Genomic DNA, 26594 nt, shown 5'->3' on the forward strand with positions numbered 1-26594 from the left:
ATAAAGGATGAAGCAGTTTTTCCCTTCATCCTTCTCTCTTTTGCCTTTTTAGTTGTGTCCCTGCACGACGTGCTTAACGGTGGTAAAAGATTCTAAGCCAATCGGCCCTCGGCGATGTCCTTTTTGGTTAGACATTCCCAGAAATAAGGAGTCTCCGCCCTTGGGGTTACGCGAAAATCGGGGAGAAGAATTGAGATAGACTGAGGCACTATTAACGCCGAGAGCAAATTGGCGGCTTTCTTGATAGGATTCAGAAACTAGACAGTCGGCGTGACCGCTGCTGTATTGATTAATACAAATAATGGCTTCCTCGATACTCTCTACCAGTTTAAAAGCCACAATCTTATCAAGATAGGCTTGACTCCACTCTAATTCATCAGCTAGTTTCAAATCTGGAAATTGTGTCACCAAATCCCTATCTCCTCTGAGCTGAAACCCTTTTTCCTTTAGGCTGTTCCAAAGCATCGTCAGAGATGAAGGTTTGCAAGCCGGATGAATCAAAACCTTTTCAATCGCATTAACAGGGTCTGGCTCGCTTTGATGACTGTCTAAAATTGCGTTCCGAGCCATCTCTAAGCTACCCGTAGGCGACCAATAGAGGTAGCAGTTTCCCATCGCCGACTTCAAGACGGGTGCAGTTGAGAGCTGGATCACTTTTTGGACTAAACTAGGGCGACCATAGGGAATCACCAAATTAATGTATCGGTCTTGAATGACTAAATCCCGAATGGAAGCACCTTGCTCTGATGGTAGTAGCTCCAGACAACCCGGTGGCATACCTGCTCGTTCTAAGGCTGATTGTAAAACTTGGGCAATGACTGTATTCGAGTGACTGGCTTCACTTCCACCTCGGAGAATCAGGCTGTTGCCAGTTTTCAGACACATCCCGGCAGCGATCGCTCCTAGCTCCGGAAAGGCTTCGTAAATCAATGCAATGACTCCCAGCGGCATTAGCTGAGAGTAAGTTTGCGAGTGTTCTAGCTGATAAGTCGCGTTCATCACCCGCCGGATCGGATCGGACAACTCAGCTAACCGTTGCAAAATGTGGATGGTGGTTTGCAGCCGCTCAGGTGTCAGCTTCAGCCAATCTAAAATCAGCTCATGTGCTGCCATTTCGCGACTGGCTTCCAGATCCAGGGTGTTTGCTTCCAAAATATCGTCTAAGGATCTCTGAAGTGCCTGCGCCATCGCGGCGACAGCACGGCTGCGCTCTACTCCCTTGGTAGTTGCCAATTCCAGGGAAGCTTCATAAGCGCGACGAACAGCGTTCATTGGGTCGGGGGTCGGAGTAATATCGTTGATTGCCATTGGGCTAACGTCGGTGAGTCAGCCAGATGATCAGCGCTGGCACCAATAGCGCCAACACGCTCACCATCGCACACAGCACAATAATGATACCAGGAGGGGCGGGAGGTGAAATCTGAGCTAAGCAAAGCCCTGCGATCAGTACCACCGCAATGATTCCTAAGGAAACAGGTAGGTAGCTGTCCCCAAGCCCTGGATGAGCAGTACTCCAGCGATGACCCGTCCACCGCCACGATCGCTTGTAGGGATAGCTTGTAGACAGTTGTTCGATCGCATACCCACTCTCTTCAACCACGAAGATTTGCTGACAGCGATCGCAGCCAAACGCTTCTGTCAGCGTAATCGGTACTAAACGCCCTCTACGTCGGCATGGGCACGGGTAATCGTTATTTAAGTCAATCTTCTGATCTTTCTGAGATGGCACAAGCGCTATTTAAACAAAGATATGAAAGTGTTAACTTAAGATTTTCGGAACCGGGTTCGTCTGTTAGACTTTTTTTAGTTTGCACCTAGCAACCGCCTTTCTTCGGACTGGGTACTACTGAATGAATGCCTTTAAAGACACAGACAATCTAGGCGAATTTTAACACTGTAAACCTTTGCCTAGAAATGCTCCGACTTATAGATAATCAGATTTATCCTCTGTACCTCTGAAGACCTATGCCAGAAGAAAGGGCTACTTCTTATATGATTTTAACCATAAGAGCGGGTAACGCGATTCGAACGCGCGACATTCACCTTGGCAAGGTGACGCTCTACCACTGAGCTATACCCGCAAAACTTTATCTTTATCTAGATTCTCAAAATTTTTAGCATCTGTCAACTATCTTTTTTAATCATTTCATTAACCACCCGATGAAATTTGAAGTTGGCGAGAGTGGGAGCGCTTGGTGAAGCGATTTCTGCGGGGAGGCGAGGAAGGAATTCCTCTATCTGTATTTTGATGCTTTCCGGCTCCTCTTCCCTGAACTCACCCAGCTTCCGGACGCAACACCGTAGAATGAAGAAGTATGTAGTTAGTTGAATTAATTATTAATATGCCTGTTTTTGCGGCGATCGCAGTCTTGGCGCTTTTGATTGTGGTACATGAGCTGGGTCATTTCATGGCAGCTCGTCTTCAAGGAATTCACGTCAACCGCTTCTCCCTCGGCTTTGGACCGATCCTCTGGAAGTACCAGGGACCGGAAACCGAATATGCCATCCGGGCTTTTCCCTTAGGCGGATTTGTCGGTTTCCCTGATGATGACCCCGACAGTGATATTCCTCCAGAAGACCCCAATCTATTACGCAACCGACCCATTCTCGACAGAGCCATTGTCATTAGCGCTGGTGTCATCGCCAACTTGCTATTTGCTTACTTGCTGCTAGCGACTCAACTGGGTCTCGTAGGCGTTCAGGAATTTAATTATCAGCCTGGTGTCCTGGTTCCCCAAGTCGCCTCAGACGTAAGTTCTGCTGCACTCAAGGCTGGCATCAAAGCAGGAGACATTATTCTCTTAGCAGACGGTCAACCACTGAAAGCCTCTAAGGAAGCCATTCCAAAGCTTATGGAGGTCATTCAAAACAATCCCAACCAGCCGATCCCCCTGAGCGTTGAACGTCAAGGTCAAATCATTTCCCTGACCGTGACACCGCAACCCGGAAGCGATGGGAAAGGTCGAATCGGTGTCCAGCTAGCTCCTAGCGGCAAAGTAGTGCGTCGGCACCTCAAGAATCCTGTAGAAGTTTTGACCACTGCGGCTACAAAGTACCAAGAATTTGTCGTTTTAACGGCTCAGGGCTTTGTACAACTGATCAGTAACTTTGGCGAAACAGCAGATCAGGTTGCTGGGCCGGTTAAAATTGTCGAACTTGGTGCCAGTATTGCCAAGTCAGACGCGGCGAATCTGTTTCAGTTTGCTGCCTTGATCAGCATTAACCTTGCGATTATCAACATATTGCCGCTACCGGCTCTCGATGGTGGTCAGCTAGCTTTCTTATTGATTGAAGGCTTGCGGGGTAAACCGTTGCCGACTCAAATCCAAGATGGCATTATGCAAACTGGTTTGATGTTGCTTCTGGGTTTGGGAATTTTCTTGATTGTTCGAGACACTGCTAACCTGGAGTGGGTTCAAAAACTCTTGCAATGAACGCAGTTGTCTGTCGTTTTTAACAACGGATAACTGACCTGTACGGGCGCAGGGTCATGCGCCCCTACCAACTATGACAATTGACGATTTATGAACATTACCCGTACATGGTCAGTTAAGCAGCAGCGTGCTTTAGAGATTTTAATTCGCCTGAAGCGATTGTATCCAGATGCACCCTGTACGCTGAACTACGAGACGCCGGTACAGTTGTTGGTCGCAACCATTCTCTCCGCTCAATGTACCGATGAACGGGTGAATCAAGTAACTCCCGCATTATTTGCTCGGTTTCCTGACGCCCCAGCTTTGGCAAACGCTGATATTGCTGAGTTAGAAACTCTGATCCGTTCAACCGGCTTTTATCGCAATAAAGCTAAAAATATTCAAGGTGCCTGCCGTCTCATTGGGGAGAAATTTAAAGGACAGGTACCAAAACGAATGGAATTGTTGCTGGAATTACCAGGAGTAGCGCGAAAGACGGCGAATGTCGTTCTGGCTCATGCTTACGGCATCAATCAAGGCGTGACGGTGGATACTCATGTGAAGCGCCTCAGCCACCGATTGGGTTTGACAGAATATACAGACCCAGTGCGGATAGAGCGAGATTTAATGAGACTATTGCCCCTAGAGGATTGGGAAAACTGGTCAATTCGGTTGGTCTATCATGGTCGGGCAATTTGTAAAGCCAAAAATCCGGTGTGCCATGCTTGTGTTCTTGCGGATTCGTGTCCTTCTGCCAATTTGTCGCCGTCGGATTCTGTAAATATTAGCCTCGCCACATCCCCTCAAATTGTGGAAGCTTCTAATTGATACCATCCGCTAGAATGGAGAATGGTGTCTTTATTGCTGGAACAAAGTAGGATAATTCATGGCTAAAAAGAGCATGATTGAGCGGGAGAAAAAACGCCAGAAGCTGGTAGATAAGTATGCCGCTAAGCGTGAAACGTTGCAGGAAGCATTTGAGAATGCAACAACCCAACAACAGAAGCTGACGATTCATCGGCAGATACAGCAACTGCCGCGCAACAGTGCGCCCACACGACTGCGGAATCGCTGCTGGGTGACTGGGCGTCCTAGAGGCGTATACCGAGATTTTGGTCTGTCTCGCAACGTTATGCGGGAATGGGCACACCAAGGCCTGTTGCCGGGAGTCGTCAAGTCTAGCTGGTAGTCTTTAGTCTTTAGTCTTTAGTCTTTAGTTGATTGCGTTTGACCAATGACTATTGACTATTGACTATTGACCGCAACAGCGGTCGATGCCAAGACTGTCTAAGAGCAATTCACTGACCGCATTCGCGATCGCAAACTCGCTATAAAAACTTCTGGAAAAATCAAACGCCTGCATCTCTGTCAGAATGGCAATCACCAAGGAACCCAGGTCGTTTTCCCCTTCCATCCGCTGGCGGACATAAATCTGGGAAGCTCGTTGGGCAATCTCTTGATTGACAGCCTCTGGAATAAACTCTTCATCGAGCCACTTGTGTAATGCGCTTTGCAGCCATTTGCCTTCCTGTTGAGGATTTTCGGCTGGTGGTAAGGTGATCGGTGGGATAGGTTGAGACATTTTCACGTATCAGCTTTTCGCTTCTCAGCTTTTAAATTTCAGACGCCGACTCAATGATTCTAAAAGTTGGGGCAGTATTTTAGATATTAAGGTGGTTCTATCTCATCAGGACATCTATGCAGCCATTTGTGGCTGTTAGAGATATACATAGATCGGATAATACGTCATTAACCCGCTTGGATTGAGTGCATGGAGTTTGATATTCCCACCATTATTCAGGGGTATGCCCAAGGCTACTTCCTGATGGCGGATGACGACAATGGCTTGGGATGGTATTCCAGCCGTCAGAGAACACTCGTTCCCCTCGATGGGCAGTTTCGCTACCCGAAGTCACTGCGGCGTGTTCTCAACCAAGAACGCTTTACTGTTGCTGTCAATCGGGATTTCCAGGGTGTAGTGGCTGGGTGTGCGGATCGAGAAACAACGTGGATTTCCCCAGAACTACAAGAGATTTATTTGGCACTCTATGAAGAGGGTTGGGCTTATAGCTTCGAGACTTGGCAGGGAGAGGAACTGGCTGGAGGAATTTTAGGACTTGTCATCGGGGGTGCGTTTATTGGGGAATCTATGTTCTACCGGATTCCAGAGGGGTCAAAGGTGGCGATGGTGAAGTTGGTGGAAAGATTGCGATCGCGCAATTTTGCTTTCTTTGACGCTCAAATGATGAACCCCCATTTAGAGCGCTTTGGTGCTTACATCATTGACGATCCACAATATCAAGTCTTGTTACGGAAAGCGTTGCAGCGTCGGTGTTCTTTAGTATAGCCGCAGGCAGCGGGTGACTCCTACTGAGCAAACTCTTCTCGAATCATGAACAGGCTAAAACTTGTTAAAGACTTGAAATTCTGGTTGTTAGCGATCGCGGCAGGCTTAATTACGATTCATCTTACTTTGACTTGGAGGAGTGGCAATACTGAACTGCTGAGTACAAGTTTCTTATTTTGGGCTGCGGTATCATCCCTGCTTTGGCAGAAACGGGACGGATTAGAGCTGAAAAGCGACGATTTTTCTAGTATTGTTGGGTTCGCACTGATTAGTTTGGTTCTTTTTAAAAGTCTTTACCCCGGCTATGGTTTTACCCTTCACGTTACACCTTTGATTTCAATGCTGGGCTTGGGTTTAATTGCCTCTGGGGTTAAAGGATTAAAGCAGTATTGGCGGGAATTGCTGCTACTGGCTTTTTTCGTCTTAAATCAAGAATTAATATTGAAATTTTTTAATGTATCTTTATTAACCGCTAAACTTACATTTATTTTTCTTTGGTTTTTAGGATTCCCCGTCGTGCAGCAAGGGGAGATTTTAAGTTTGCCAACTGGGTCTGTACAAATTGGCGGAGCTTGTGCCGGTGTAGGTACTATCCTTCAGCTATTGGGGTTAGCTTTAGTTGTTTTACTCATTTTTCCAACTAAATTAAAGGAAAAGATTTTATTACCATTCGTTGCTGTCATCGTAGCCTTTACGCTAAATGGGATACGGGTGGCTTTGATGACGGTTTTGGCAGGGTTATCAAATAAAGAAGCTTTTGAATATTGGCATCTTGGTGATGGTTCTGTAATCTTTTCTATGATTTCTGTATTTATTTTCGGATTAATTTGTCGATTTTGGCTGTTAAAAGCAGGTAGCGAGAAGGAGAATTCTGTAGAATTTTAATTGCAGCTATAGCAGTCCTGTAATGATGTGTGAAAGCAAGATCCCCGACAACTCTTACGAAGTCGGGGATCGGAAAGATTGGAATCCCAAAACTAAAACAGGATCGCTATATTTTTGGCTGCTGAAGCTTAATGTAGCGGTAAAAAAGTGAACTGGGATTAATTTCGAGGCGGAGTGCTTTTCAAACCCTTCAACCGCTTCCAGGCAAAGTACATCCCCAGCATGAGAACAGCTAAAATGTTGCCTAAGATTTGGCTGGGTTCGGGTACTGGATCAGGGGCTGAGGATTGAGTAGATGGCTGTGCTGGGCTAGATAGCGGCTGGCTGTTCGCTGCTGATGGTGCTGATGGTGCTGACGGCATTTTGCTAGCCGTAGGTTTGCTAGCTACTAACGCTTTGCTAGGTGGTGGCGCTTGGCTGACTGGCGGCACGTTACCGTTTTGACTAGACCTTGCTTCGGCGTTCATACCCTCTGGCGTTTCTACTGGCACTTGCACCTGCTGAGTTTTCTTGGAATCGACTCGCACTTCTTCCGTGACAGCGACAAAAGAGGTGTATTGCGACAACAAGCGATAAGCTAGCGCGGTATCTGTAACAGCTTTGACATTATTTGAGGTTGCTCCGCCATACATTTCATTCATCAAATCTTTAATCCGGGCGCGTCCCCAAAGTTGAGCGATCGCGCTATTGCCACCGCCATCAAATTCAATCGGTAACTTCTTCTCATAGCGTTTACCACCGGCGACGATTCCAGTAATTCGCAAAGTTCCTTTAGCGCGATCGCCTTTGCGTCCAAACAACACCAAAGGCTGATTGGCAAACAAATCAGGGGGTTTGATCGGATAGATTTGCGGTGCTTTTCCACTCCCTTCCCAGTTCACTTCGATATTCGTAAGTACGGGATTATTGATCTGTTGGGAGAACTTTTCGACGACTTTTTGGGCGGATTCTCTAGGGGGAACGACTTCTGAAGTGCCCCGTCCTTCCTCTGCCAAACGATCGATCAAGAAGCGGTTCACTGAAGGGCCAACACCGAAACTATAAAGCCGATTTCCCGGCTTCAGCCGCTTTTTAATTTCTGCGATCGCTTGCTGGTCTTGATCGATCAAACCGTCAGTAATCAAGACAATACTCCGCAGGCGTCCTTCTGGCGCGGCGGGGAAATTCAACACAGTTTGAATGCCATTAAATAACTCGGTGCCACCGTTAGCATCTAGGCGATTGATATAATTTAGGGCTTTCTCACGGTTTTGCGGCGTATTCGGTAAAGGTATAGGAGATAGCTGCGTCGCGCTATCGGAAAAATCAACAACATTAAAGGTATCGCCGGGGTTGAGTCCATTGATAAACCGGCGCATCAGTTCCTTTGATTGCTCAATTGGCGGTCCACTTTGAGAGCCAGAAGTATCCATGAGAAATACCACATCTTTGGGTACAATCTCATTACTTTGATATTCTCCGGCTGGAATTAAATAGGTGGCAAAGTGACCGCCGCGTTCATCCGCCTCTGATAATACTGTGGACTGGGTTTGGGCACTCGATACCTGATAACGTAAAATCAGGTCTTTATTCGGAATTGCGTTTTCCTTGCTCAATTCAACCCGCATGATGCGACCATCTTGAGTGGTACGGATTTGATGAGAAGGCGATCGCACTTCTTTGACTGGCACCCCGGCTTCTATTTCTACTGTTACGCCAATATCTTGCCCAGAACGGCTTCCGGCTGGTAAAGTCGGCGGATTTATCTGCGAAGTGTCGGTAACTGAGTTTGTATTGCTGTTGCTATTCGTTGAAGTTCCTGAGATATAGCGTGGCCCTACCACCATAGGAAAGACAAATTCATAGCTACCTTTTTCAAACTTCAGGCTTTCACTGTAGCGAATTGTGACATCGATTTTTTCGCCTGGTTTGATGTTAGCCAAGGACTGAGTAAAAATATTGTCTCGTTCTTGGTCTAATAAGGCAGCAGTTTTTCCTTCTTGTTTGGCTTGTTCGTAAATTTGCTTTGCTTCTTCGCGTTTTTTGATAACGCCTCGGATGATGCGATTGCCTACTTTTATTTCCATGTCATCCACTGCCGCTTCATCGGGGAGTGGAAATTTATAGACCGCTTCTAAGGGATTGTTAAAGGGATTTTCAAAGGTCTGCGTTACCTCCACCCGCGACACATTCCCTGTGACTTTCGCCACAACTTCCGTATGTTTCAACGGAAACACTCGCTCCTGTCCATCCACAATCGCGAATAAGCTGCCTTCCGTCAGAGATGCTTGCCTCTCAACTTCCTGAGTCACCATCTCTACCACAGGCGAAGCTAAGTACCGCACTCCCGCATATCCAAACAATAGGAAGGCACCGGCTATCAGCCATTTTTTCTTAGAATTACGTTTAGTAGTTGGGAGCGATCGCCCATTCAAATCTTGCAATACTTCATCTGCTGATTGATAGCGCCGCTTCGTACCTGTTTGCAGCATTTTGTCGAGAATGCTACCGAACTGTTTACTGACTGGCGTCTTCAAGAAATCCCGCCAAACCCAGGTATCTTCACTCGTATCGCTTAGATCGAAAGGAGCGATTTGGGTAAGCAAGTGGATACAGGTAACACCCAAACTATACACATCGCTGGCAAAAATCGCTTTCCCTTTTACTTGTTCGGGAGCCGTATACGCAGCAGAACCGATGACCGTTCCGGTTTTGCCTAGCATCGTCTCAGTCGCATACTTTGCTGCGCCAAAATCGACTAACACGAGTTTGCCATCTCGACGGTTGCGAATGATGTTTTCGGGTTTAATATCCCGGTGAATTATCTGCTGACTGTGGACAAATTGCAACACTGGCAGCAAACTTTGCAGGAGTTGCCGAATTTCTACTTCTTTAAACGGCCCTTTTTGGGCTAATTCTTGAGCTAAGTTTTCTCCATCGATAAACTGTTGCACTAAATACTGATGGTCATCTTGCTCAAAATATGCCAGCAGTTCGGGAATTTGATGATGTTTCCCAACAACCTCTAAGCGAGTTGCCTCTTGACGGAATAACTCTGCTGCTTTTTGGCGATTATTAGTTCCTTGTTGTTGAGGAAAAAACTGTTTAATGACACAGCGCGGTTCCGATGGCTGGGATATATCCACAGCCAGGAAAGTTCTCCCCATACCTCCTTGACCAATCGGTTTAATCGCACGATAGCGATCGCTTAGCAGTAATTGCGATCCGCAACTTTCGCAGATTGCGGCATTTCCAGGATTTTCTGGCTGCTTACAATTAGGATTCAGGCAATAACACCGACGTCGATCGTGAGCTGTGCTTTTTTGAGGCGGGAAGGTCGTCATAGCAGCCCTTTTTCAAAACCGTTCACGCCATTCTAGCCATTTCATTTCTAAAATTAATATGAAGAATCGGCTAGAAACGCTCTCAGCGCAAGGTTTCGAGCTTTGTAGGAAGATAAACTTCTCCAAGTAGTACGGCAGAAGTTGCGCCGGTAACTTGGGGAAGATTGCCAGGGATGCCTAACTGACGCCAATATGCTAAAACAGCGAAAGCGATCGCTTCTTTGAAATCAGCATTCACACCTGCTTCATCCGTTGTCAACACTGGCACGGGTTGCAAAGTCGCTTGTAGGCGCTCTTTTAAGTAGAGGTTGCGGCTACCACCGCCACACAATAACACCTCGTCAGGCATCTGCGGCAGGAAAGTGCGGTAGCTATGAACAATTGACGCAGCAGTGAGTTCAGTCAGCGTTGCCAGCAGATCAGCGCTACTCAACTCATAAGCAGAGGCATCTGCGATACACTGCCGGAGATAGGTGTAGCTAAATAGCTCTCGACCCGTTGATTTGGGCGGTTGCTGCTGGAAGTAATCTTGCTGGAGCCATTGCTCTACTAAATCGTGGCAGATTGTGCCTGCTGCCGCCCAAGCTCCATCTTGATCGTAGGTTTTGGCTCCATTCGTTAAATACTGCACCGCCAGGTCTAGAAGCGCATTTCCCGGCCCGGTGTCCCAGCCTCGAATATTTTCTAGCCAGCTGCCCCGACGCGCCGGTAGGTAAGTGACATTCCCGATACCGCCAATATTTTGGACACATCGGTACTTGTCAGGGTGGCTCAATAAATAAGCATCTACTGCTGGCACCATAGGCGCACCTTGTCCACCAGCGGCAATATCCGCCGCCCGGAAATTACTCACTGTGGGAATGCCCGTCAGGTGGGCAATCAAGGCACCCCGACCTAATTGCAGGCTGTAACCTAAAGGAGTGCTGAGGACGGATGACTGAGGACTGAGTGAAGGGTCGAGGACTGAGGACTGAGGACTGAGTGAAGGATTGAGGATAAAAGATGAAGTCTCTTCTTTTCCCTGTCTCCCCTGCTCTGTGGGCGGGCGATGAAAAACAGTTTGTCCGTGAGAGCCAATTAACTCGGCTGGGGGGTTGCCATTTTGAATGTTTTGGGCTGCTTGAGCGAAGGTGGAAGCGATCGCATCATCTAATTGGGCAAATTCTTCCATTGACAAGGATGACCCGCCACAAACCTCTAGAATTTGCTTTGAGAGCGCATCTGGATAAGGATAGGTGGCTCCTGCTAGCAGAGTTACTTTTATATCTAAGTCTTTACCAGAAATTTCTACTAAAGCGGCGTCAATACCATCTACCGACGTGCCGCTAATTAAACCAATTACACGCATAATTCAGAGAAATTAAAAATTATAAGGTACGGAAATCGCACAGATGGCAGAAGAACACGCTGAACGCTTGGCAGAACGGTTAAGAGCAATGGCATCAACCCTCGATGAATTAGTGTGAGATCGGAACCCGGTTTTCTGGCTTGGGTCTTACATCAAATTCAGCGGGTCAACGTCTATTGTCAAGCTGACTGAGGACGGGCAGAGGAGGCGTAACTCGTTGAAATCTGGTAATTCTGGCAGCGAATCAGGTGCAAACTTGAGCATAATCTGCCATCGATATCGATTTGCTACCCGTAAGATACTCGCCGGTGCTGGCCCTAACACCTCATACATCGGGGTGTTGGGATGAGCATCTGAACTGCTATCCCCCTGGGGTGTATTGGAAGCTAGCCCCGCAGCTAGCATCTCGGCAGTTTCCTGAACTTCTGCGGCATCGGTGCTGCTTAGCCGCAACAAAATAAGACGCCCGTAGGGGGGATAATTCAGCGCCTCTCGTTGTTCTAACTCTGTCTCAATGAAAGATTGATACTGGTGACGCCGTACTGCTTGAATAACGGCGTGTTCCGGGGAGTAAGTTTGAATAATCACTTGACCGGGATCGTTGCCTCGACCGGCACGACCCGCAACCTGAGTTAGGGTTTGAAAGGCTCGCTCGGATGCCCGATAGTCGGGTAGATGCAGCAACCCATCCGCAGCAACCACTCCCACTAGTGTCACTTGGGATATATCTAGCCCTTTGGTGAGCATTTGAGTCCCAATTAATAAGTCGGCTTCTCCGTTGGTAAAGCGTGTCAGTAGCGTGCGATGAGCGCCTTTGGTGCGGGTGGTGTCGCTATCAAACCGGATATAGCGCAACTGAGGGAACTGTTGGGCTAGTTCTTGGGCGACTCGCTGGGTGCCACTGCCAAAAAATTTCAGGTATGGGGAACCGCATTCGGGACAAGATTGAGGATGCGATCGCACAAAATTACAGTAATGACACCTCAATAATTCAGCGGCTTCTTCATGGGTGTGGTGATACGACAGCGAAACATCGCAGTGAGGACACTCAATCACATACCCACAGCTGCGACAAGAAACAAAGGTGCTATGTCCCCGCCGATGAATAAATAAAATTCCCTGTTTCCCCTCATCTTGCAGCTGCTGCAAGCCTTCCTGAAGCGACCGACTAAAAATTGAGCGATTCCCTTGCTGCAACTCTTGGCGCATATCCACCACTTCTACCGGCGGTAGCGGGCGAGATTGGATGCGTTCAGGCAATGAGAGGTAATGGGTAAGCGCGTTTTGAGTTGGAGAGACGCGATTCATCGCGTCTGAGTTTTGAGTTGAATCGGTTAACTCCGGACTCGTAATGTTTAGCCAGGTTTCTAGGGAAGGGGTGGCGGAACCTAAGACGAGGGGGCAGTTTTCCAACTCAGCCCGCCAAGTCGCGACGGTGCGGGCGTGATAGGTGGGTGCGGGTTGGTCTTGCTTGAAACTAGAGTCGTGTTCCTCATCCAACACGATTAGCCCCAGACGTGGCAGTGGGGCAAAGATAGCTGAACGGGTGCCAATCACGACTTGAGCTGCACCCGCCAGCATTTGCCGCCAAGTGTCGTAGCGTTCGCCATCGGAAAGGGCGCTGTGATAGACGCAGACTTTGTTGCCAAAACGGGCGCGGAATCGGTCGGTGAGTTGGGGGGTAAGACCAATTTCTGGGACGAGGACGAGGGCGGATTGTCCCCGTTCTAAGATGGGGGCGATCGCTTGTAAATACACCTCTGTCTTCCCGGAACCCGTGACTCCGTGCAACAGCACCTTCGCAAAACCGGATAAAGACGCGATCGCTTCTAGCGCCTCAGATTGAGCCGGTGTTAATGCTTTCGGTTGATCCCCAGCCAAGAGCGGTTCTGCGGAAGTCCGCAACATCTCCCGTTCTTGAATAACCACGCAGCCTTTTTGCTCCAGCGTCTTGATGGTGGATGAACTGGCGTTGCAGATTTGCAGCAACTCCGTCAACAACAAATCGCCGCCGCGCCGCCGCAGCACTTCCAAAATTTCCCGTTGGCGCTGCGTCAAGTCGAGGGGAAAAACATCAGCAACCAGCGTCACAGCCTTCTGCAACTTCGGTCGCTGGGTTCTGGGCGGTTCCAGGTAACTTTCGACTAACTTCGCCCGCAGTAACTCCCGGATGGCTCGATACGCTCCTCTAACTTGACGCTGGAGGTAAACGAAGCTGTAGTCTCCAGAGGGTTGAGCTTGCAGAAGTTCCAGAATCTTACAGGCAGTTGGACTCAGGTAATTAGCATTTCCCGCTTGTCCGACTTGTCTCCCCTCTCCTTCTCCTTGGGCAAGGCGGAGGCGACGCTGCGATCGCCCCAGTAATCCCGGCGGTAGCGCGACTCGAATTACCTGAATCAGCTGGGTGTAGTAGTATTGGGCGACTTGGTTCAGCAGTTGCCAGTAGGTCGGCGGGAAAAACCCAGCACTGACCACATCCTCCACATCCCGAATTTTGGCTGGGTTCAAATCTGGCGGCGGTGCATCGCAAATCCGAATCGCGATCGCTCCCAAAACTTGCGCCCCAAACGGTACGCTCAGAATATCCCCCGGCTGCACTTGCAACTGGGCAGGCAACCGATAGGTATACAACCGCTTCTGCGCTTCTGCTTCTGGACAATCCACCAGCACTTCTATCCATCGATTCTGTCCAGAATCAGACTGGTCGTAGGATGCTCTACTCTCCAGCACAATGCCCGAACGCCCGACATTGGGATTTAACGACATATTCCCCCTCTCCCTTGGCAGCCGGATACTACAGCCAGCTTTCCAGACCGCCATGCTTGTCGCTTACTGTAGACCTGTTAATTTTAGCTGGCTGTAGACGCTTGAGAGACTTGAAATTCAACAACATCCGAGGTCGCAACCAAGAGAATAGAAGTTAGGATACAAATGTCTCGCTTGGATGCTTGTATGTGAGTATACTTGCTATCCTCTATCTATTGTGCAGAGCGCGGATGCCTACTTTCTCCCTATCGATAGAGAGGAAAGCTCACAAGTATATGAGATCCTGTGTGAATAGCATGGGAAATTTAAAAAACTTTAAACTTTCCTTAATTAGGAGCCAGAAAAAATGGAAAGAAACCCCAGACTTGGCATTGATTTAAGTTTAATTTAATTGAAATTTATCTACGGCATCACAGCTGACGGCAAGCTTCTAATAGACTAGGGCATCACCTTCATGTTTCCTGATTTTTTCTTAAGACGCATACCCAATCTAAAGCGCTTCTAGATTCTGGAATCGAGAAATGTAATCAGGAAAACAATCAAAAAACTATTTTCTGGTAGCCTTAAAAAGCTATTTGTAAATTGAAAGGTTGAATAAATTTTGAGTGTTCCAAAGCGGGTACCCGATCTGGTGTTGCCACGAGCGGATAAATGAAGCTCAAAATTAGCAAAGAATGCAGACAGTAAAAATAAAGTTGACCCTTGAGTCTATGCTCGTAGAGCCTGTCTTCAGTCCGTCATGGATATGTACAAAGAGAGCATCCGTTCCCATCAACTCGCTTTATCCAATACCGACTCAGACCTTGCTATGAATATTGCTGACTTGAACCGAAGCGACGTGGAATCTACATCCGATCGGGATTTTGTAGATATTACCGACCAGCAAATGGAAGAAACCACTGAAATAGAAATCGTCAGTGTTGAAGATGAAATTTCAGACGAAATTGATAAATTAGCCGGTGGTCGCCCCTCTGAATACCGAAAAACTGTCTCCGATGATACTGTAGGAGCGTTTTTTAAGGAGATGGCACGCTATCCCCTTCTGAAACCAGATGAAGAAGTCGAGTTAGCCCATCGCGTCCAATATTTAGTCAAGATAGAAGCGCTCCAAGAAAAATTACAAAAAGAGTTGGATCGCGCTCCCACGAAAGCAGAACTGGCAGCAGCAGATGGGCTTTCGGAACGGCAGATGGAACATCAACTGTATCGCGGACGGGTGGCGAAACGGAAGATGATTCGCTCGAACCTGAGATTAGTTGTTTCTATTGCTAAACGATATTTGAACCGAGGTGTTCAATTCCTCGATTTAATTCAGGAAGGGGCGCTGGGATTAAATCGCGCTACAGAAAAGTTTGATCCCGACAAAGGTTATAAGTTTTCTACCTATGCCTATTGGTGGATTCGGCAAGCAATCACGCGGACAATCGCTAACGATGCCCGCACGATTCGATTGCCGATTCACATTGTCGAGAAGTTAAATAAGCTCAAAAAAGCGCAGCGAGAACTCAAGCAAGAACTGCATCGCAATCCGACAGAAGAGGAACTGGCGCAATCTTTAGATATTGAGGCTTCGCAGTTGCGTCAGTTGTTGCAGCTTAGAAGGCGATCGCTTTCTCTCAACCATCGCATCGGGAAGGGAGAAGAGACGGAACTGATGGATCTGCTCGAAGATGGTGATAATCAATCTCCTGAAGAGCAGATGAGCGAAGCCATGATGCGCCAGGAAATTTGGGAAGTGTTAGGCGACGTTCTCACCGATCGGGAAAAAGATGTTATCTCTCTGCGGTATGGTTTAACCAGCAGCGAACCCTACACGTTAGAAGAAGTGGGCTGTCTATTTAATTTGTCCCGCGAACGAGTGCGTCAAATTCAAAGTAAAGCGATGCGGAAACTGCGGCGTCCCCAGGTTGCCAAACGCTTGAAAGGATGGCTCACCTAAAAGTTGTTGGCGATCGGTAATTAGTCATTCGTTTTATGATTAACCAAACGATCGCTGACTGATGACGAATGACTACTGAATTGATTTTACGTCCAGCAGAGCCTGGAGATGCGTCGGTGCTATTTGGGCTAATTAAAGCACTCGCAGAGTATGAGAAACTCTCTGACGCTGTCACAGGCAATACGGACGCCCTGAAAGAGCATCTGTTCGGTTCTAAGCCTTATGTAGAGGCAATTCTAGCAGAATATGCGGGGCAAGCCGTGGGGTTTGCCCTGTTTTTTCATAACTATTCCACCTTTCTCACTAAGCCGGGAATTTATCTGGAAGACTTGTTTGTACTCCCAGAATATCGGCGTCAGGGGATCGGGAAGGCGCTTCTCACCCACCTCGCTCAGTTGGCTGTATCTCGCGGCTGTGGGAGATTGGAGTGGAGCGTTTTAGATTGGAACGAACCGGCGATCGCATTTTACGAACGCATGGGTGCTGACGTTTTGCCCGACTGGCGGATTTGCCGCGTTACGGGCGATTCTCTCATGAGTATGGCTGCACTAACCCCTTCTGCCAGTGACGTAGGCAGCCGTTAGAGGGTGCTGGGGCGATTCAAAAATCTGCTCAACCGAACCGGATTCGATCAATTGTCCAGCGCCATCCTGAACCCAAAACAGCGCTACATCATCCGCAATCCGCTTTGCCTGTGCCAGATTGTGAGTAACGACGAGGACTGTATATTTGCCGCGCAGATTGACGATTAAATCTTCGACGACTTCACTAGAAAGCGGATCGAGGGCACTGCAAGGCTCATCCATTAGGAGAACTTCGGGTTTGAGGGCGATCGCTCTGGCGAGACATAGCCGTTGTTGTTGTCCGCCAGAAAGGGAAAGGGCAGGAGATTTCAGCCTGTCCTTCACCTCATCCCACAAGCCGACATCGCGCAAAGCATCCTCGACAATTTCATCGATTTTTTCTCGATTTCTAACTCCGTGTTCTCTAAGCGGAAATTCAAGATTTCTGATAATGGAAAGTGGGAAGGGATTGGGTTTTTGAAATAGCATTCCTACCCGGCGACGCAATGAAATCACATCGATTTCTTGCACATCTCGCTCCCCCAGCAGAATCCGCCCTGTTAACCGACAGTTGTTGGTTAAATCGGTAAGGCGGTTTAGACAAGTAAGAAAGCTTGTTTTGCCACAACCGGAAGGGCCAATTAGGGCTATAATTTCACCCGATTTAATAGAGAGAGTGACATCTTTAAATCCGGGTTTATTCGCGTAATAAAGGCTTAAATTCTCGGTTTTGATTTCTGGGGCATTACTGGGAAGTGAGGCTGAAGTTTTCTCTTGAATTCTAATTTCGCTTGTCGATTGTTTCATGAAGAATTAAACTGTAAAGACGCGAAGTACGCAAAAAAAGAACGCGAGGTAAGCTTGGTTTACGCTACCCAAATTCGGGATTGTCGAAACCGTTCTGCTAGCCAAGAGATTGCAGCATTAATGAGTAATAGAAAGCTGACTAATACGAGAGCAGAGGCGTAGGCATTTGGTTCGCCGCCAGAGACGTTCATAGCGAGATCGTAAATGTGAACGGAAAGCGATCGCCCGGAATCCCACAACGACTCTGGCATCCGATCGACGTAACCGCTGGTAAAGATTAAAGCAGCCGTTTCAGCGATCGCTCTTCCCAAACCCAACAGCAACCCCACGACTAATCCAGGCATTGCCGCTGGCAGCAGTAACTCCCATAGTGTGGCTGTACGCGAGAGTCCCAGCGCCGCCGCCGAACGTCGGTAGTCATCCGGTACGCCTCGAAAACCCTCCTGAGTTGAGCGAATCAAAATCGGCAGCACCATAAACGCCAGCGTCAACCCGCCGGAAATAATCGAAAAGCCCATTCCCAATGTTTTACAGAAGAAAGCGTTCCCAAAAAGACTAAAAACAATTGAAGGGACGCCTGCTAAAACATCCAAACTCAGTCGCACCAACCGCCCCAAAATACTCTCGTTTGAGGTAAATTCAGCCAGCAATATCGCAGTCCCTACTCCCAACGGAATTGAAACTGCCATGCACACTCCTACGATTAGCGCGGTTGAGACTAAAATGGGTGCGATTCCTCCATCTCGTCCAGCATTGCGTGGTGTGGTTGTCAAAAATTCCCAGCTAATTTGACCGATACCAGAAACGAAAATATCGCTCAACAGCCACAACAGCGAAGCTGTTATTAAAGCGACAGATGCCCAGACGATTGCTGTGGGAAGCCAATCGGAAGCAGGTGAAGAGGTAAAAAGCGAAAATTTAGTTTTTTCTTTCACCTTTTGTTTTTGTAAATTTGCTTTCTCGAAGGATTTAGTCATAAATTTCCCCCCGATTAATCATTTCGGCAGCAACCACTAAAACCACAATTATTGCCATCAATATCAACCCGCTGACAAACAAGGCGGCGCGGTGATTTCCCACGGCATAAGCCATCTCTAAAGCAATATTTGCTGTCAACGTCCGCACTGGCTCAAATACACCTTTTGGTACCTGCACGACATTACCGCAAACCATTAACACCGCCATTGTTTCGCCAATCGCCCGTCCCGTTTCTAATATGACGCCAGTTAATAAACCTGATTTTGCTGCCGGAAAAACCACCCCGCGCACCATTGCCCAGCGTCCCAATCCCAGCGCCGTCGCACCCCGTAGATAATCTGCGGGCACGTTAGCAAAGGTGGCATCAGCGACGAGGGCAATGGTGGGCAAAATCATCAGCGTTAGGATGAAAATCCCGGCTAATAAACTTGGTCCCGGCGGGTGAATCCGCCCAATAATTGGCACCAGTACGACTAAACCCCAAAAGCCATAAACGACTGAGGGAATCCCTGCTAAAAGCTCAATCAGGCGTCGGTAAATTGTGGCTAAAGCGGGAGGTGCGTAATAGTGGCAGAAAACTGCGGAGAGAATACCCAGAGGTGTTGCAAGTAGCACAGATCCCGCCGTCACAAATAGCGACCCACACAACATCGGCATTAGGTTAAATTCTTCGCTAGCGGGATGCCAGGAGGGGTCGTTGAAGAAACGTGTCAGCCCAATATTTTGCAGGATGGGCAAGGTTTCCCAGATGAGGAATAGCAGGATTAAAAGCGCGATCGCGCCCGAAATAATCGCCATTCCCCGCAACATCCAGACGAGGATGGCTTCATTTCGCGACTGGGACAAAATACTGCTCCTTCACAATGTCTTGCACATCTTGAGAACGGGCAAAATCAATAAATTCTTTTTGCAATCCGGCGGGTGTGGTTTTTGTTACCAAATTAAGAGGGCGAGAAGTCGGAAATTTACCGTTGCTGACGTTAGCGATAGAGGCGTCTACTCCTTCTATTGGCAACAGTTTGATTGGAGTATTGTGAGTAGCACCATATTCGCCAGAACCAATGGAGACATAAGCGATCGCGTTGGGATTCCCTGCTACGGTTTTGATTCCTTGTTCGTTATCGCCAATCACCACATCGGCACGAATATCGGTTGTCTTTAATTTGAAGTGGTCGGCAAACAGTTCCAGCGTGGATCGACCCTCAGCTTTATTGACCACCGTAATTGGGGCATCTTTCCCGCCGACTTGTTTCCAATTATTGATTTTGTCGGTGTAGATATCGACAATTTGCTTGTCCGTCAGATTTTTAACTGGATTGTCTTGATTGAGAATGACCGAGACGCCATCGTTAGCAATCATAAAAGCTTGCAAATCCTTCTCGCTGTCTTTGAGGCTTCGGGAAACCATCCCAATATCCGCCACCCCCTGGCGGGCATCTGCGACTCCCCGCGAAGATCCGCCCGTTTGCACGTCAATCCGGACTCCCGGATGTTGAGTTTCATAGCGCTTGGCCATCTCAGCCGCCAGAGGTGCTACCGTACTCGATCCCGTCAAAACCAGCTTGCCTTGTAACTTATCGGATGATTGGGTTGCCCCTTCTGGAGGCTTCCCGCAAGATTGCAGCCAAAAGCAGGCAGCCAACCCTAGAGAAAGCGGCGCAAGCATTCTTAAATTCTTCATCAGTTATGTAATTGAAGTTTTTTAGGTGTTGGAATCAAAGGAAACCAAGCAACATCCCAAGTCAATCGCCCGATCAGCATTTGTCCTCTGGATTGCAGGATCTAGCTGATAAAGCACCGCCTTGCCATCTCGCGTCGCCGTCACAAAACCCTCTTCTCGCAAAACTTTTAGATGATGCGATAGCAAACTCTGTTGCAACCCCAGCACCGCATTCATCTCGCCAACGTGCTTAGGGCCACTCATCAGCAGTTCTAAAACCTCAAGCCGCGTTGAATCTGCCAAAGTTTTCAGTTTTTGGGCACAAAAGGACTGCGATGAGACTTTTTGGGTACTCATGGATTTACCTGTGCGAAGTTGAGAATTAACCCAGGCTTGACCTGGATCGAGATTGATATTAACTTATATTTATATCAATAATTGTTTATTAATTCTAGCTTAATTTTTTCTTAACCGATGCTGAGGATGTCGGGAAAATTCAGATTTTTCACTTGAAAAACCAAACCTCCTTCCCTGCAAGGAAAGGAGGTTTCCGAGTACAAGGCGTTCTATAGCGCTCCTAAATGATTCCTAAAGGCGAGATCCCCGACTTCTTGGAAAAGTTGGAGGTCTGAACCGCTGGCATCTTAAAACTCAAATAGGATTGCTATAGCAGCTTTGTGCTAACTGGCGATTCAGAGGAATTTCTATCCAGAACTCAGTACCCTGACCGGGTTGAGACATACATTTAAAGGAACCGCCGTGTTTCTCTACCACAATCTGGTAGCTAATGGAAAGTCCCAGACCCGTTCCTTTCCCAACCGGCTTGGTGGTGAAAAAGGGATCGAAAACTTGGCACTGCACGCCTGCACTCATGCCAGGGCCATTGTCACGAATCTGAATAACAACGCGGGGGACACCAGCTGGGTTGTCCTGCATCAGAAAAGTACGAATGGTAATCTGACTGGGTAAGTTTTTAATTTCCTCCAGCGATCGCGTTTCATCGCGTTGCTCTAGAGCGTCAATGGCGTTACCGATCACGTTCATAAAAACTTGATTCATCTGACCGGCGTAGCACTCAATCGGCGGCAAGTCCCCATACTCTTTCACCACGTCGATCTCGGCATGGTCTGGCTTGGCTTTGAGTCGATGTTGCAAGATTAACAGAGTGCTGTCGATGCCAGTGTGGATATCGACAGGTTTCCGCTCAGCCTCATCCAGTCGGGAGAAATTGCGTAAAGACAGAACGATCTGGCGGATGCGATCAGCTCCAACCTTCATTGATGAGAGCATCTGCGGAAGATCCGAAGTCAGGAACTCGATGTCAATCGCCTCTGCTCGATCCACAATTTCAGGATGGGGATTCGGGTAATGGCGTTGGTAGAGTTCCATGAGTTTGAGCATATCTTGGGTATACTCATCAACGTGGCTGATATTGCCGTAGATAAAATTAACCGGATTATTAATTTCGTGAGCAACACCGGCAACCAGTTGACCCAAACTCGACATTTTTTCGGTTTGAATTAGCTGGGTTTGGGTTTTCTGTAACTCTTGGAGGGCGCTAGAGAGTTGTTCGGCTTGCTGCTGGGTTTGAGCGAGTAATTCCGCTTGTTGTTGGTAGAGTTCGGCTTGCTGAATCGCGATCGCAGCTTGATCGGCAAGTTGTTGTAGCAGATCGACTTCCTCCGCCTTCCAAACTCTTGGCGCATGACACTCATGGGCAACCAGTAGCCCCCACAGTTGCTCCCCTCTGCGAATCGGGACGACTAAATTGGCTTTCACCTGAATCTGTTCCAAGAATTCGACATGACAAGCTTGCAAAGAAGCTTGATGCACGTCGTTCATTGCCCGAACCCGTCCCCCTTGGTATAAGATTGCGTACTCTAAGGGAAAGCAGTTCTCGTCATATACCTGCCCCAGAATCGATTTCGTTTTGCCAGTGACCTCTTCGACAACCACCTGGCCTTGCCAACGCCGGGTGAACTGGTAAACGATCACTCGCTCTGTATCTAACAGGTTTCGGACTTCGCGCACGATGGTTTGCAGGATTGTTTTTAGCTCCAAAGTGCTGCGGATTTGGTCGATGACTTGCTTAAGAACGCTTGCCCACTCCAAAGATTGTTGTAACTTGACTGTACGCTCTTGGACTTGACAATCGAGGTTGGCATTCAGACGCTGCACCTTTTGGTACAGTCCATACTGCTCAATCGCCATTGAGAAGCAATCGCCTAAAGTATCAGCGAGTTCAATCTCTTCCGGAGTCCATTGGCGCGATTGGCCTCTTTTTAGCTGTCGCCAAAGTTCAAAAGATTTCCGGGGATGAATTTGTCGCGCATCCGGGTCAAAATGCCCAGCCCATAAGGTTTCTGTGTCAATTTCATCTCGAAAAATTGTCAAGTATCCGACCAACTGTTGACGGTGTTGGAGGGATACAATCAACACGCCTCGAATCAAAGTAGATTGAAATACAGTTTCAATCGATTGTAAATACGTTTGTTTATACAAGTCAGCGATCGCAATGATGCCACTACTACCCCTAGTATTTGCAGTAGCGACAGGGTTTAAATTTGCTCCGCCTTTTAACCATTCTTGCCACAGAGGATGCTGCTCAATTAAAACGGATGAGGCAGGTACTGCTACCACTCCCGGTTCTACGAGCTTCAATTGATCGCCACAGGTGTACACTATCGCTGACAAGCCAGTAGTTTCTGGGGCGATGTACAGTCTGCCACCCGAACCTTGCAGCGCGCTAACGGTTTCCTCCAGGGCGGATTGCAGCTCAATGGTAGGGAGTGTATGCAGCAGGGTAGCGACACGGTTAAGCGTGACTTCCCGCTGAGCTTTTTCGCGGGTTTGGGTGAGTAAAGTAGATTGAGCGATCGCAATCGATACTTGATCCGCTACCATCTGGACAATTTCCAGTTCCCGTTCTGAGATTACTTGCGGTTGCGAGTAGTGACCGACTAAAAGCCCCCACAAGCGATCGCCATGCAGAATCGGCACCACCAGAGAAGACTGCACACCCATTGCTTTGAGATATGCCACATGGCAAGGGTCTATAGGGCGATAGTGGATCTTTCTGGTTTCTAGGGATTCTCCGGTTTCTGGAGAATCCATTAGCGATAAACCAATGAGTCCTGACGCAACATTCACAATCGAACGCAGACGCACTTTCTGATAGAGTTCGCGTGCTTGGGGAGGAATGTCATCCGCTGGAAAGTTCAAACCTTTTAAAGACGGAAGGCGATTTTTATAAATAAATTCGGCAATCACTTCTCCACTTTCATCAGCATGAAACCGATAGACCATGACTCGGTCTGCTTCTAGTAACGAACTGACTTCTGCCACCGTTGCGATTAAAATTTCTTGTAATTCCAAGGATTGACGAATCCGGTTAGTGATTCGGTGCAGCAATCCTTCCCGCTCTAATTCTGACTGTAATTCTGGCTTTAAAACTTGCGTATTTTTACTGATGGTCATTTTTTCATCCACTACGCTTATAATATTTGTGCCTTTTTCCGCACTGTATCTATTTTCGGTGTACTGACTAAGTTCAGCCATACGTGAAAATATGGAACTTTTTTTAAAAATTAGTTTCTATACCAATCTGAAATGATTCGTGAAGGTGCGATTCCCGACTTCGAGAAAGAAGTTAGGATCTGAAGGTTTGTCTCACAACTAAAATAGGATTGCTATATATATGTTTTCGAGCGAGTTTGAAATCGGGTTTTAAAATAATGCTGTAGATTTAGGGATTTTTTAGAAAATGAGTTGCTAAAATTCTATCCAGCTAAGGTTTCTAACTTTCTCGTCTCCCTAAACGCATCTTGAGCCTTCTAATTTCCCCTGAACAGCTTAGGGCTGAGGATTATCGAGTTAGGGGGCGTGGTATCGGTCAGGTCTAAAATTCCTCAGTGCGATCGCGCTTGATGAAGATTTGTTAGCTTAAACTCTAATTGGAATCTTGATAGCAAACTCAGCCCCTTGACCGGGTGCTGAAGTACACTCCAACTGTCCCCCATGTTTTTCGGTTACAATTTGGTAGCTAATCGCTAGACCCAGCCCAGTCCCTTTGCCAACGTTTTTCGTTGTGAAGAAAGGATCGAAAAGTCTTGACTGAACCTCAGTTGAAATCCCTGAACCATTGTCAATTATTCGGATTTCTACTTGATTGTTCCCTGCGACTTTGGTGCGAATTAAGATGGTAGCGGGATTGCCTTTAATTTCTTCGATCGAGCGTTTATGATTAAACTCATCGAGAGAATCAATTGCATTTGTAAGTAAATTCATAAACACTTGATTTAGTTGTCCGGCATAACATTCTACTAAAGGTAAATTGCCATACTCTTTAATCACCTGAATCTCCGGATGTCCCGGCTTATCTTTTAGTTGATTCTGTAAAATTACTAACGTATTTTCAAGACCCTCATGAATGTCAACGGCTTTCATCTCCGCTTCATCTAAACGGGAGAAGTTTCTTAGAGATAGAACAATTTGACGAATCCGTTCGGCTCCAAACTTCATGGAAGATAGAATTTTCTGAAAATCAAGGAGCAGGAAGTCGAGTTCGACTTCTTCGATATAGTCTTGAATTTCCGGGGTAGGATTGGGGTAGCATTGTTGGTACAACTTTAAGAGTTTGAGCAAATCTTCCAGATATTCATTGGCAGGAGTGATGTTGCCATAAATGAAGTTGACTGGATTGTTAATTTCATGTGCAACTCCAGCCACCAGTTGACCCAAACTAGACATTTTTTCAGTTTGAATTAATTGAGTTTGAGTTTGTCTCAACTCAGATAGAGTTTGTTGTAACTCTTGAGCTTTGTCTCGGTATTGGGTTTCAGCCTTTTGAATTTCTTCAAACAAGCGGGCATTTTCTAAAGCCGTGGCGATTTGTCCGGCGAGGGTGTTGAACGTCTCTAGATCCGTTTGACTGAAGCGATCGCTTTCCTTGTCTTGAATGTCCAGCACTCCTAGTAGCGCCCCACGAGCGACTAAGGGCACCACTGCGGAAGAACCCATTTGGATGGGTTTCAAGTCTCCTGCTAGCCCTGCACTGTCCTGTTTATCCACCCAGATCGTTTGCTGCTTTCGGGCAGCAAGGGCGACTAAGCTGCGATCGTCAAGAGACAGACAGGCGCTTTCATCATGCCCAAGCATACCCTGATTGCCAGAATCAGCCCGCCGGATGAGTTGATTCGTGGTTTGATCTAACAGATAAATTTGCACGTAGTGCAAGCCGAAGCGATTCTGCATTAGGGCGATCGCTTCGCGCAACAGCTTTTCCGGGTCTATAATCGCTTTCGACAGCTCGCTGACGGCAACCGTAACGTGCTGACTAACTTCCAGTTCGCGGGTACGCTCTTCTAGGCCTTGAAGCAATTTACCGACTTGTTCTGCCATCCCATTGAAACTCAACGCTAGCACCCCAATTTCATCCTTTGATTGGATAGAAGTACGAGCATTGAGGTTGCCAGCAGTGAATTGAGTCACTGTTCCAGCGAGATTAATCAGTGGCTTAGCCAGTAGTTCTCCGATCGTAATCGCCGCGATAATGACTACACCTGCAATAATCGCAGCCAGTAACAGCGTGTCGCGGGCTTGGGCTTCGATAGGCGCTAGAAATACCGCTTTCGGTTGGACAAAAACCACAAACCACGGTCGCGTCTTTAGCTTGGTAACTGCTGCTGCGTTCGGCTCGTTGTTTGTAGAGGATAAGGCGGTTGTAAAGTAAGGGGATGTTGCAGCGTTATCTAGACCTTGCTCAAAATCAGGCAAATTTGTCGAAAAGTCTGCCGTTTTCCCCTTGGGCAACCGTCCTTCTGCTTGCAGAGCCTTCACTTTAGCCGGTGGGAGCGGTGTAACCGATTTAAAATTTAACTCAGGTGAGTTCCCGTGAGCTAAACGAATATGGTTTTCGTCTAGCAAAATCGCAAAGGAAGCGCTTCCTCTCACTAGGTCGGTATTTTGACTAACCAATCGCTGGACAGCAGCAGCGTTATAACGGATACGTAAGACACCGATAGTATTTCCCGACGCATTTCGTACCGGACTACTGAAGTACAAACCGATCTCATTAGTACTTGGAGAAAACACAATGGGCGAGACATAGGGTAAGCCAGTTTTAAACGGTCGCTGAAAGTAATTCTGGTCAGATTTATCTGTACCGATATCTGGTGTATAGGTATCAATTACATCTCGCCCCTGACTATCGAGCAGCGCGTAGGACGAGATATTCAAAGTATCTTTACGGCTGAGCGAACGTAAAGCGCCCTCGACTTCTGAAGCGATACTTTGTCTCTGGTTAGCAGGTAAACTTAAGTACTTGGCGAAGACTGGCAACTGAGCTTCAACCCGGACAGCATCCAGATTCGAGTTTATAAAAGCATCTATACTCAGGGCAGTTTGAGAAGCAGATGTTAAGAGGGTTTGGTTAGCATTGTTCGTCAGCGTCTTTTGTGTGGCTCGCTGATTCAAGAAGGCTAGTAATGCTAAGGGGAGGAGTGCCACACCCAGGAAAGAAAAAATCAGCTTAGTGCGTAGGGTATAAAGTTGGAGCTGTTTCACA

At 47.5% G+C, this 26594-nt stretch carries 20 protein-coding genes, 1 tRNA gene and 1 pseudogene; 7 read left to right on the forward strand and 15 right to left on the reverse strand.

Annotated elements, in window-relative coordinates:
* Positions 1–48: 48 nt before the first annotated feature.
* The 3 genes from NDI34_RS08435 to NDI34_RS08445 form a co-directional block, all read right to left on the reverse strand.
* Positions 49–1308, reverse strand: a complete 1260-nt coding sequence (locus NDI34_RS08435; RefSeq protein ID WP_190414424.1) for a glutamate-5-semialdehyde dehydrogenase — start codon at positions 1306–1308, stop codon at positions 49–51.
* 4 nt (positions 1309–1312) lie between these two features.
* Positions 1313–1729 carry a hypothetical protein gene (locus tag NDI34_RS08440; RefSeq protein WP_190414425.1) on the reverse strand — a complete coding sequence of 139 codons (417 nt, stop codon included), beginning with the start codon at positions 1727–1729 and terminating at the stop codon, positions 1313–1315.
* 280 nt (positions 1730–2009) lie between these two features.
* Positions 2010–2081: transfer RNA gene (locus tag NDI34_RS08445), tRNA-Gly, on the reverse strand.
* 261 nt (positions 2082–2342) lie between these two features.
* On the opposite strand from NDI34_RS08445, the gene rseP reads away from it, so the two are divergent.
* From rseP to rpsN, 3 genes are all read left to right on the forward strand, one after another.
* Entirely contained in the window at positions 2343–3434 is a 1092-nt protein-coding gene (gene rseP / locus NDI34_RS08450) for an RIP metalloprotease RseP (RefSeq protein WP_190429329.1), read from the forward strand.
* Between the two features lie 90 nt (positions 3435–3524).
* Complete coding sequence (nth, locus tag NDI34_RS08455) at positions 3525–4241, forward strand: endonuclease III (RefSeq protein WP_348232406.1); 717 nt, start codon at positions 3525–3527, stop codon at positions 4239–4241.
* Between the two features lie 58 nt (positions 4242–4299).
* Positions 4300–4602, forward strand: a complete 303-nt coding sequence (gene rpsN, locus NDI34_RS08460) for a 30S ribosomal protein S14 (RefSeq protein ID WP_190414428.1) — start codon at positions 4300–4302, stop codon at positions 4600–4602.
* Between the two features lie 63 nt (positions 4603–4665).
* Here rpsN and NDI34_RS08465 read toward each other — a convergent pair whose 3' ends face one another.
* A complete protein-coding gene (locus NDI34_RS08465) occupies positions 4666–4995 on the reverse strand; it encodes a hypothetical protein (protein WP_190414429.1) in 330 nt (109 codons plus the stop codon).
* A 189-nt stretch (positions 4996–5184) separates the two neighbouring features.
* On the opposite strand from NDI34_RS08465, the gene aat reads away from it, so the two are divergent.
* Positions 5185–5760, forward strand: a complete 576-nt coding sequence (gene aat, locus NDI34_RS08470) for a leucyl/phenylalanyl-tRNA--protein transferase (protein ID WP_190429330.1) — start codon at positions 5185–5187, stop codon at positions 5758–5760.
* Positions 5761–5805: 45 nt separating this feature from the next.
* Positions 5806–6645, forward strand: a complete 840-nt coding sequence (gene crtA, locus NDI34_RS08475; protein ID WP_348232407.1) for a cyanoexosortase A — start codon at positions 5806–5808, stop codon at positions 6643–6645.
* A gap of 158 nt (positions 6646–6803) precedes the next feature.
* On the opposite strand, the gene NDI34_RS08480 is transcribed toward crtA, so the two are convergent.
* The 4 genes and pseudogenes from NDI34_RS08480 to priA all read right to left on the reverse strand — a co-directional run bounded on the left by NDI34_RS08480 (position 6804) and on the right by priA (position 14082).
* The gene (locus NDI34_RS08480) at positions 6804–8939 is read right to left on the reverse strand and encodes a VIT domain-containing protein (protein ID WP_348232419.1); all 2136 of its coding nucleotides are present in this window, start codon (positions 8937–8939) and stop codon (positions 6804–6806) included.
* 135 nt (positions 8940–9074) lie between these two features.
* Positions 9075–9968: pseudogene (locus NDI34_RS08485) on the reverse strand (serine/threonine-protein kinase); the annotation flags it as partial.
* An 82-nt stretch (positions 9969–10050) separates the two neighbouring features.
* Positions 10051–11316, reverse strand: a complete 1266-nt coding sequence (locus NDI34_RS08490; RefSeq protein ID WP_348232408.1) for an anhydro-N-acetylmuramic acid kinase — start codon at positions 11314–11316, stop codon at positions 10051–10053.
* Positions 11317–11463: 147 nt separating this feature from the next.
* Positions 11464–14082: a primosomal protein N' gene (gene priA, locus NDI34_RS08495; RefSeq protein WP_348232409.1), complete on the reverse strand. Its 2619-nt coding sequence runs from the start codon at positions 14080–14082 to the stop codon at positions 11464–11466.
* An 808-nt stretch (positions 14083–14890) separates the two neighbouring features.
* On the opposite strand from priA, the gene NDI34_RS08500 reads away from it, so the two are divergent.
* Positions 14891–16021 carry an RNA polymerase sigma factor, RpoD/SigA family gene (locus NDI34_RS08500; RefSeq protein ID WP_190414486.1) on the forward strand — a complete coding sequence of 377 codons (1131 nt, stop codon included), beginning with the start codon at positions 14891–14893 and terminating at the stop codon, positions 16019–16021.
* 68 nt (positions 16022–16089) lie between these two features.
* Positions 16090–16605: a GNAT family N-acetyltransferase gene (locus NDI34_RS08505; protein ID WP_348232410.1), complete on the forward strand. Its 516-nt coding sequence runs from the start codon at positions 16090–16092 to the stop codon at positions 16603–16605.
* Here the strand turns inward: NDI34_RS08505 and NDI34_RS08510 are convergent.
* The 7 genes from NDI34_RS08510 to NDI34_RS08540 form a co-directional block, all read right to left on the reverse strand.
* Positions 16570–17391 carry a phosphate ABC transporter ATP-binding protein gene (locus tag NDI34_RS08510; RefSeq protein ID WP_348232411.1) on the reverse strand — a complete coding sequence of 274 codons (822 nt, stop codon included), beginning with the start codon at positions 17389–17391 and terminating at the stop codon, positions 16570–16572. The two genes, NDI34_RS08505 and NDI34_RS08510, sit on opposite strands and share 36 nt — an antisense overlap.
* Before the next feature lie 59 nt (positions 17392–17450).
* Complete coding sequence (gene pstA, locus NDI34_RS08515) at positions 17451–18368, reverse strand: phosphate ABC transporter permease PstA (protein ID WP_348232412.1); 918 nt, start codon at positions 18366–18368, stop codon at positions 17451–17453.
* The gene (gene pstC / locus NDI34_RS08520; protein ID WP_348232413.1) at positions 18361–19215 is read right to left on the reverse strand and encodes a phosphate ABC transporter permease subunit PstC; all 855 of its coding nucleotides are present in this window, start codon (positions 19213–19215) and stop codon (positions 18361–18363) included. The genes pstA and pstC overlap by 8 nt, the downstream gene beginning before the upstream one ends.
* Positions 19196–20035 (reverse strand): phosphate ABC transporter substrate-binding protein, encoded by an 840-nt coding sequence (locus tag NDI34_RS08525; protein WP_348232414.1) that lies wholly within the window; start codon positions 20033–20035, stop codon positions 19196–19198. Before NDI34_RS08525 ends, pstC begins: the two co-directional genes overlap by 20 nt.
* A 36-nt stretch (positions 20036–20071) precedes the next feature.
* Positions 20072–20386, reverse strand: coding sequence for a metalloregulator ArsR/SmtB family transcription factor (locus NDI34_RS08530; RefSeq protein WP_190526225.1), 315 nt, complete (start codon positions 20384–20386; stop codon positions 20072–20074).
* A 294-nt stretch (positions 20387–20680) separates the two neighbouring features.
* Complete coding sequence (locus NDI34_RS08535; RefSeq protein ID WP_348232420.1) at positions 20681–23506, reverse strand: GAF domain-containing protein; 2826 nt, start codon at positions 23504–23506, stop codon at positions 20681–20683.
* 465 nt (positions 23507–23971) lie between these two features.
* Positions 23972–26593 carry an ATP-binding protein gene (locus NDI34_RS08540; protein ID WP_190433401.1) on the reverse strand — a complete coding sequence of 874 codons (2622 nt, stop codon included), beginning with the start codon at positions 26591–26593 and terminating at the stop codon, positions 23972–23974.
* Position 26594 lies beyond the last annotated feature (1 nt).

It is taken from the genome of Trichocoleus sp. DQ-U1 (assembly GCF_039961925.1).
GTDB lineage: Bacteria > Cyanobacteriota > Cyanobacteriia > Cyanobacteriales > FACHB-T130 > FACHB-T130.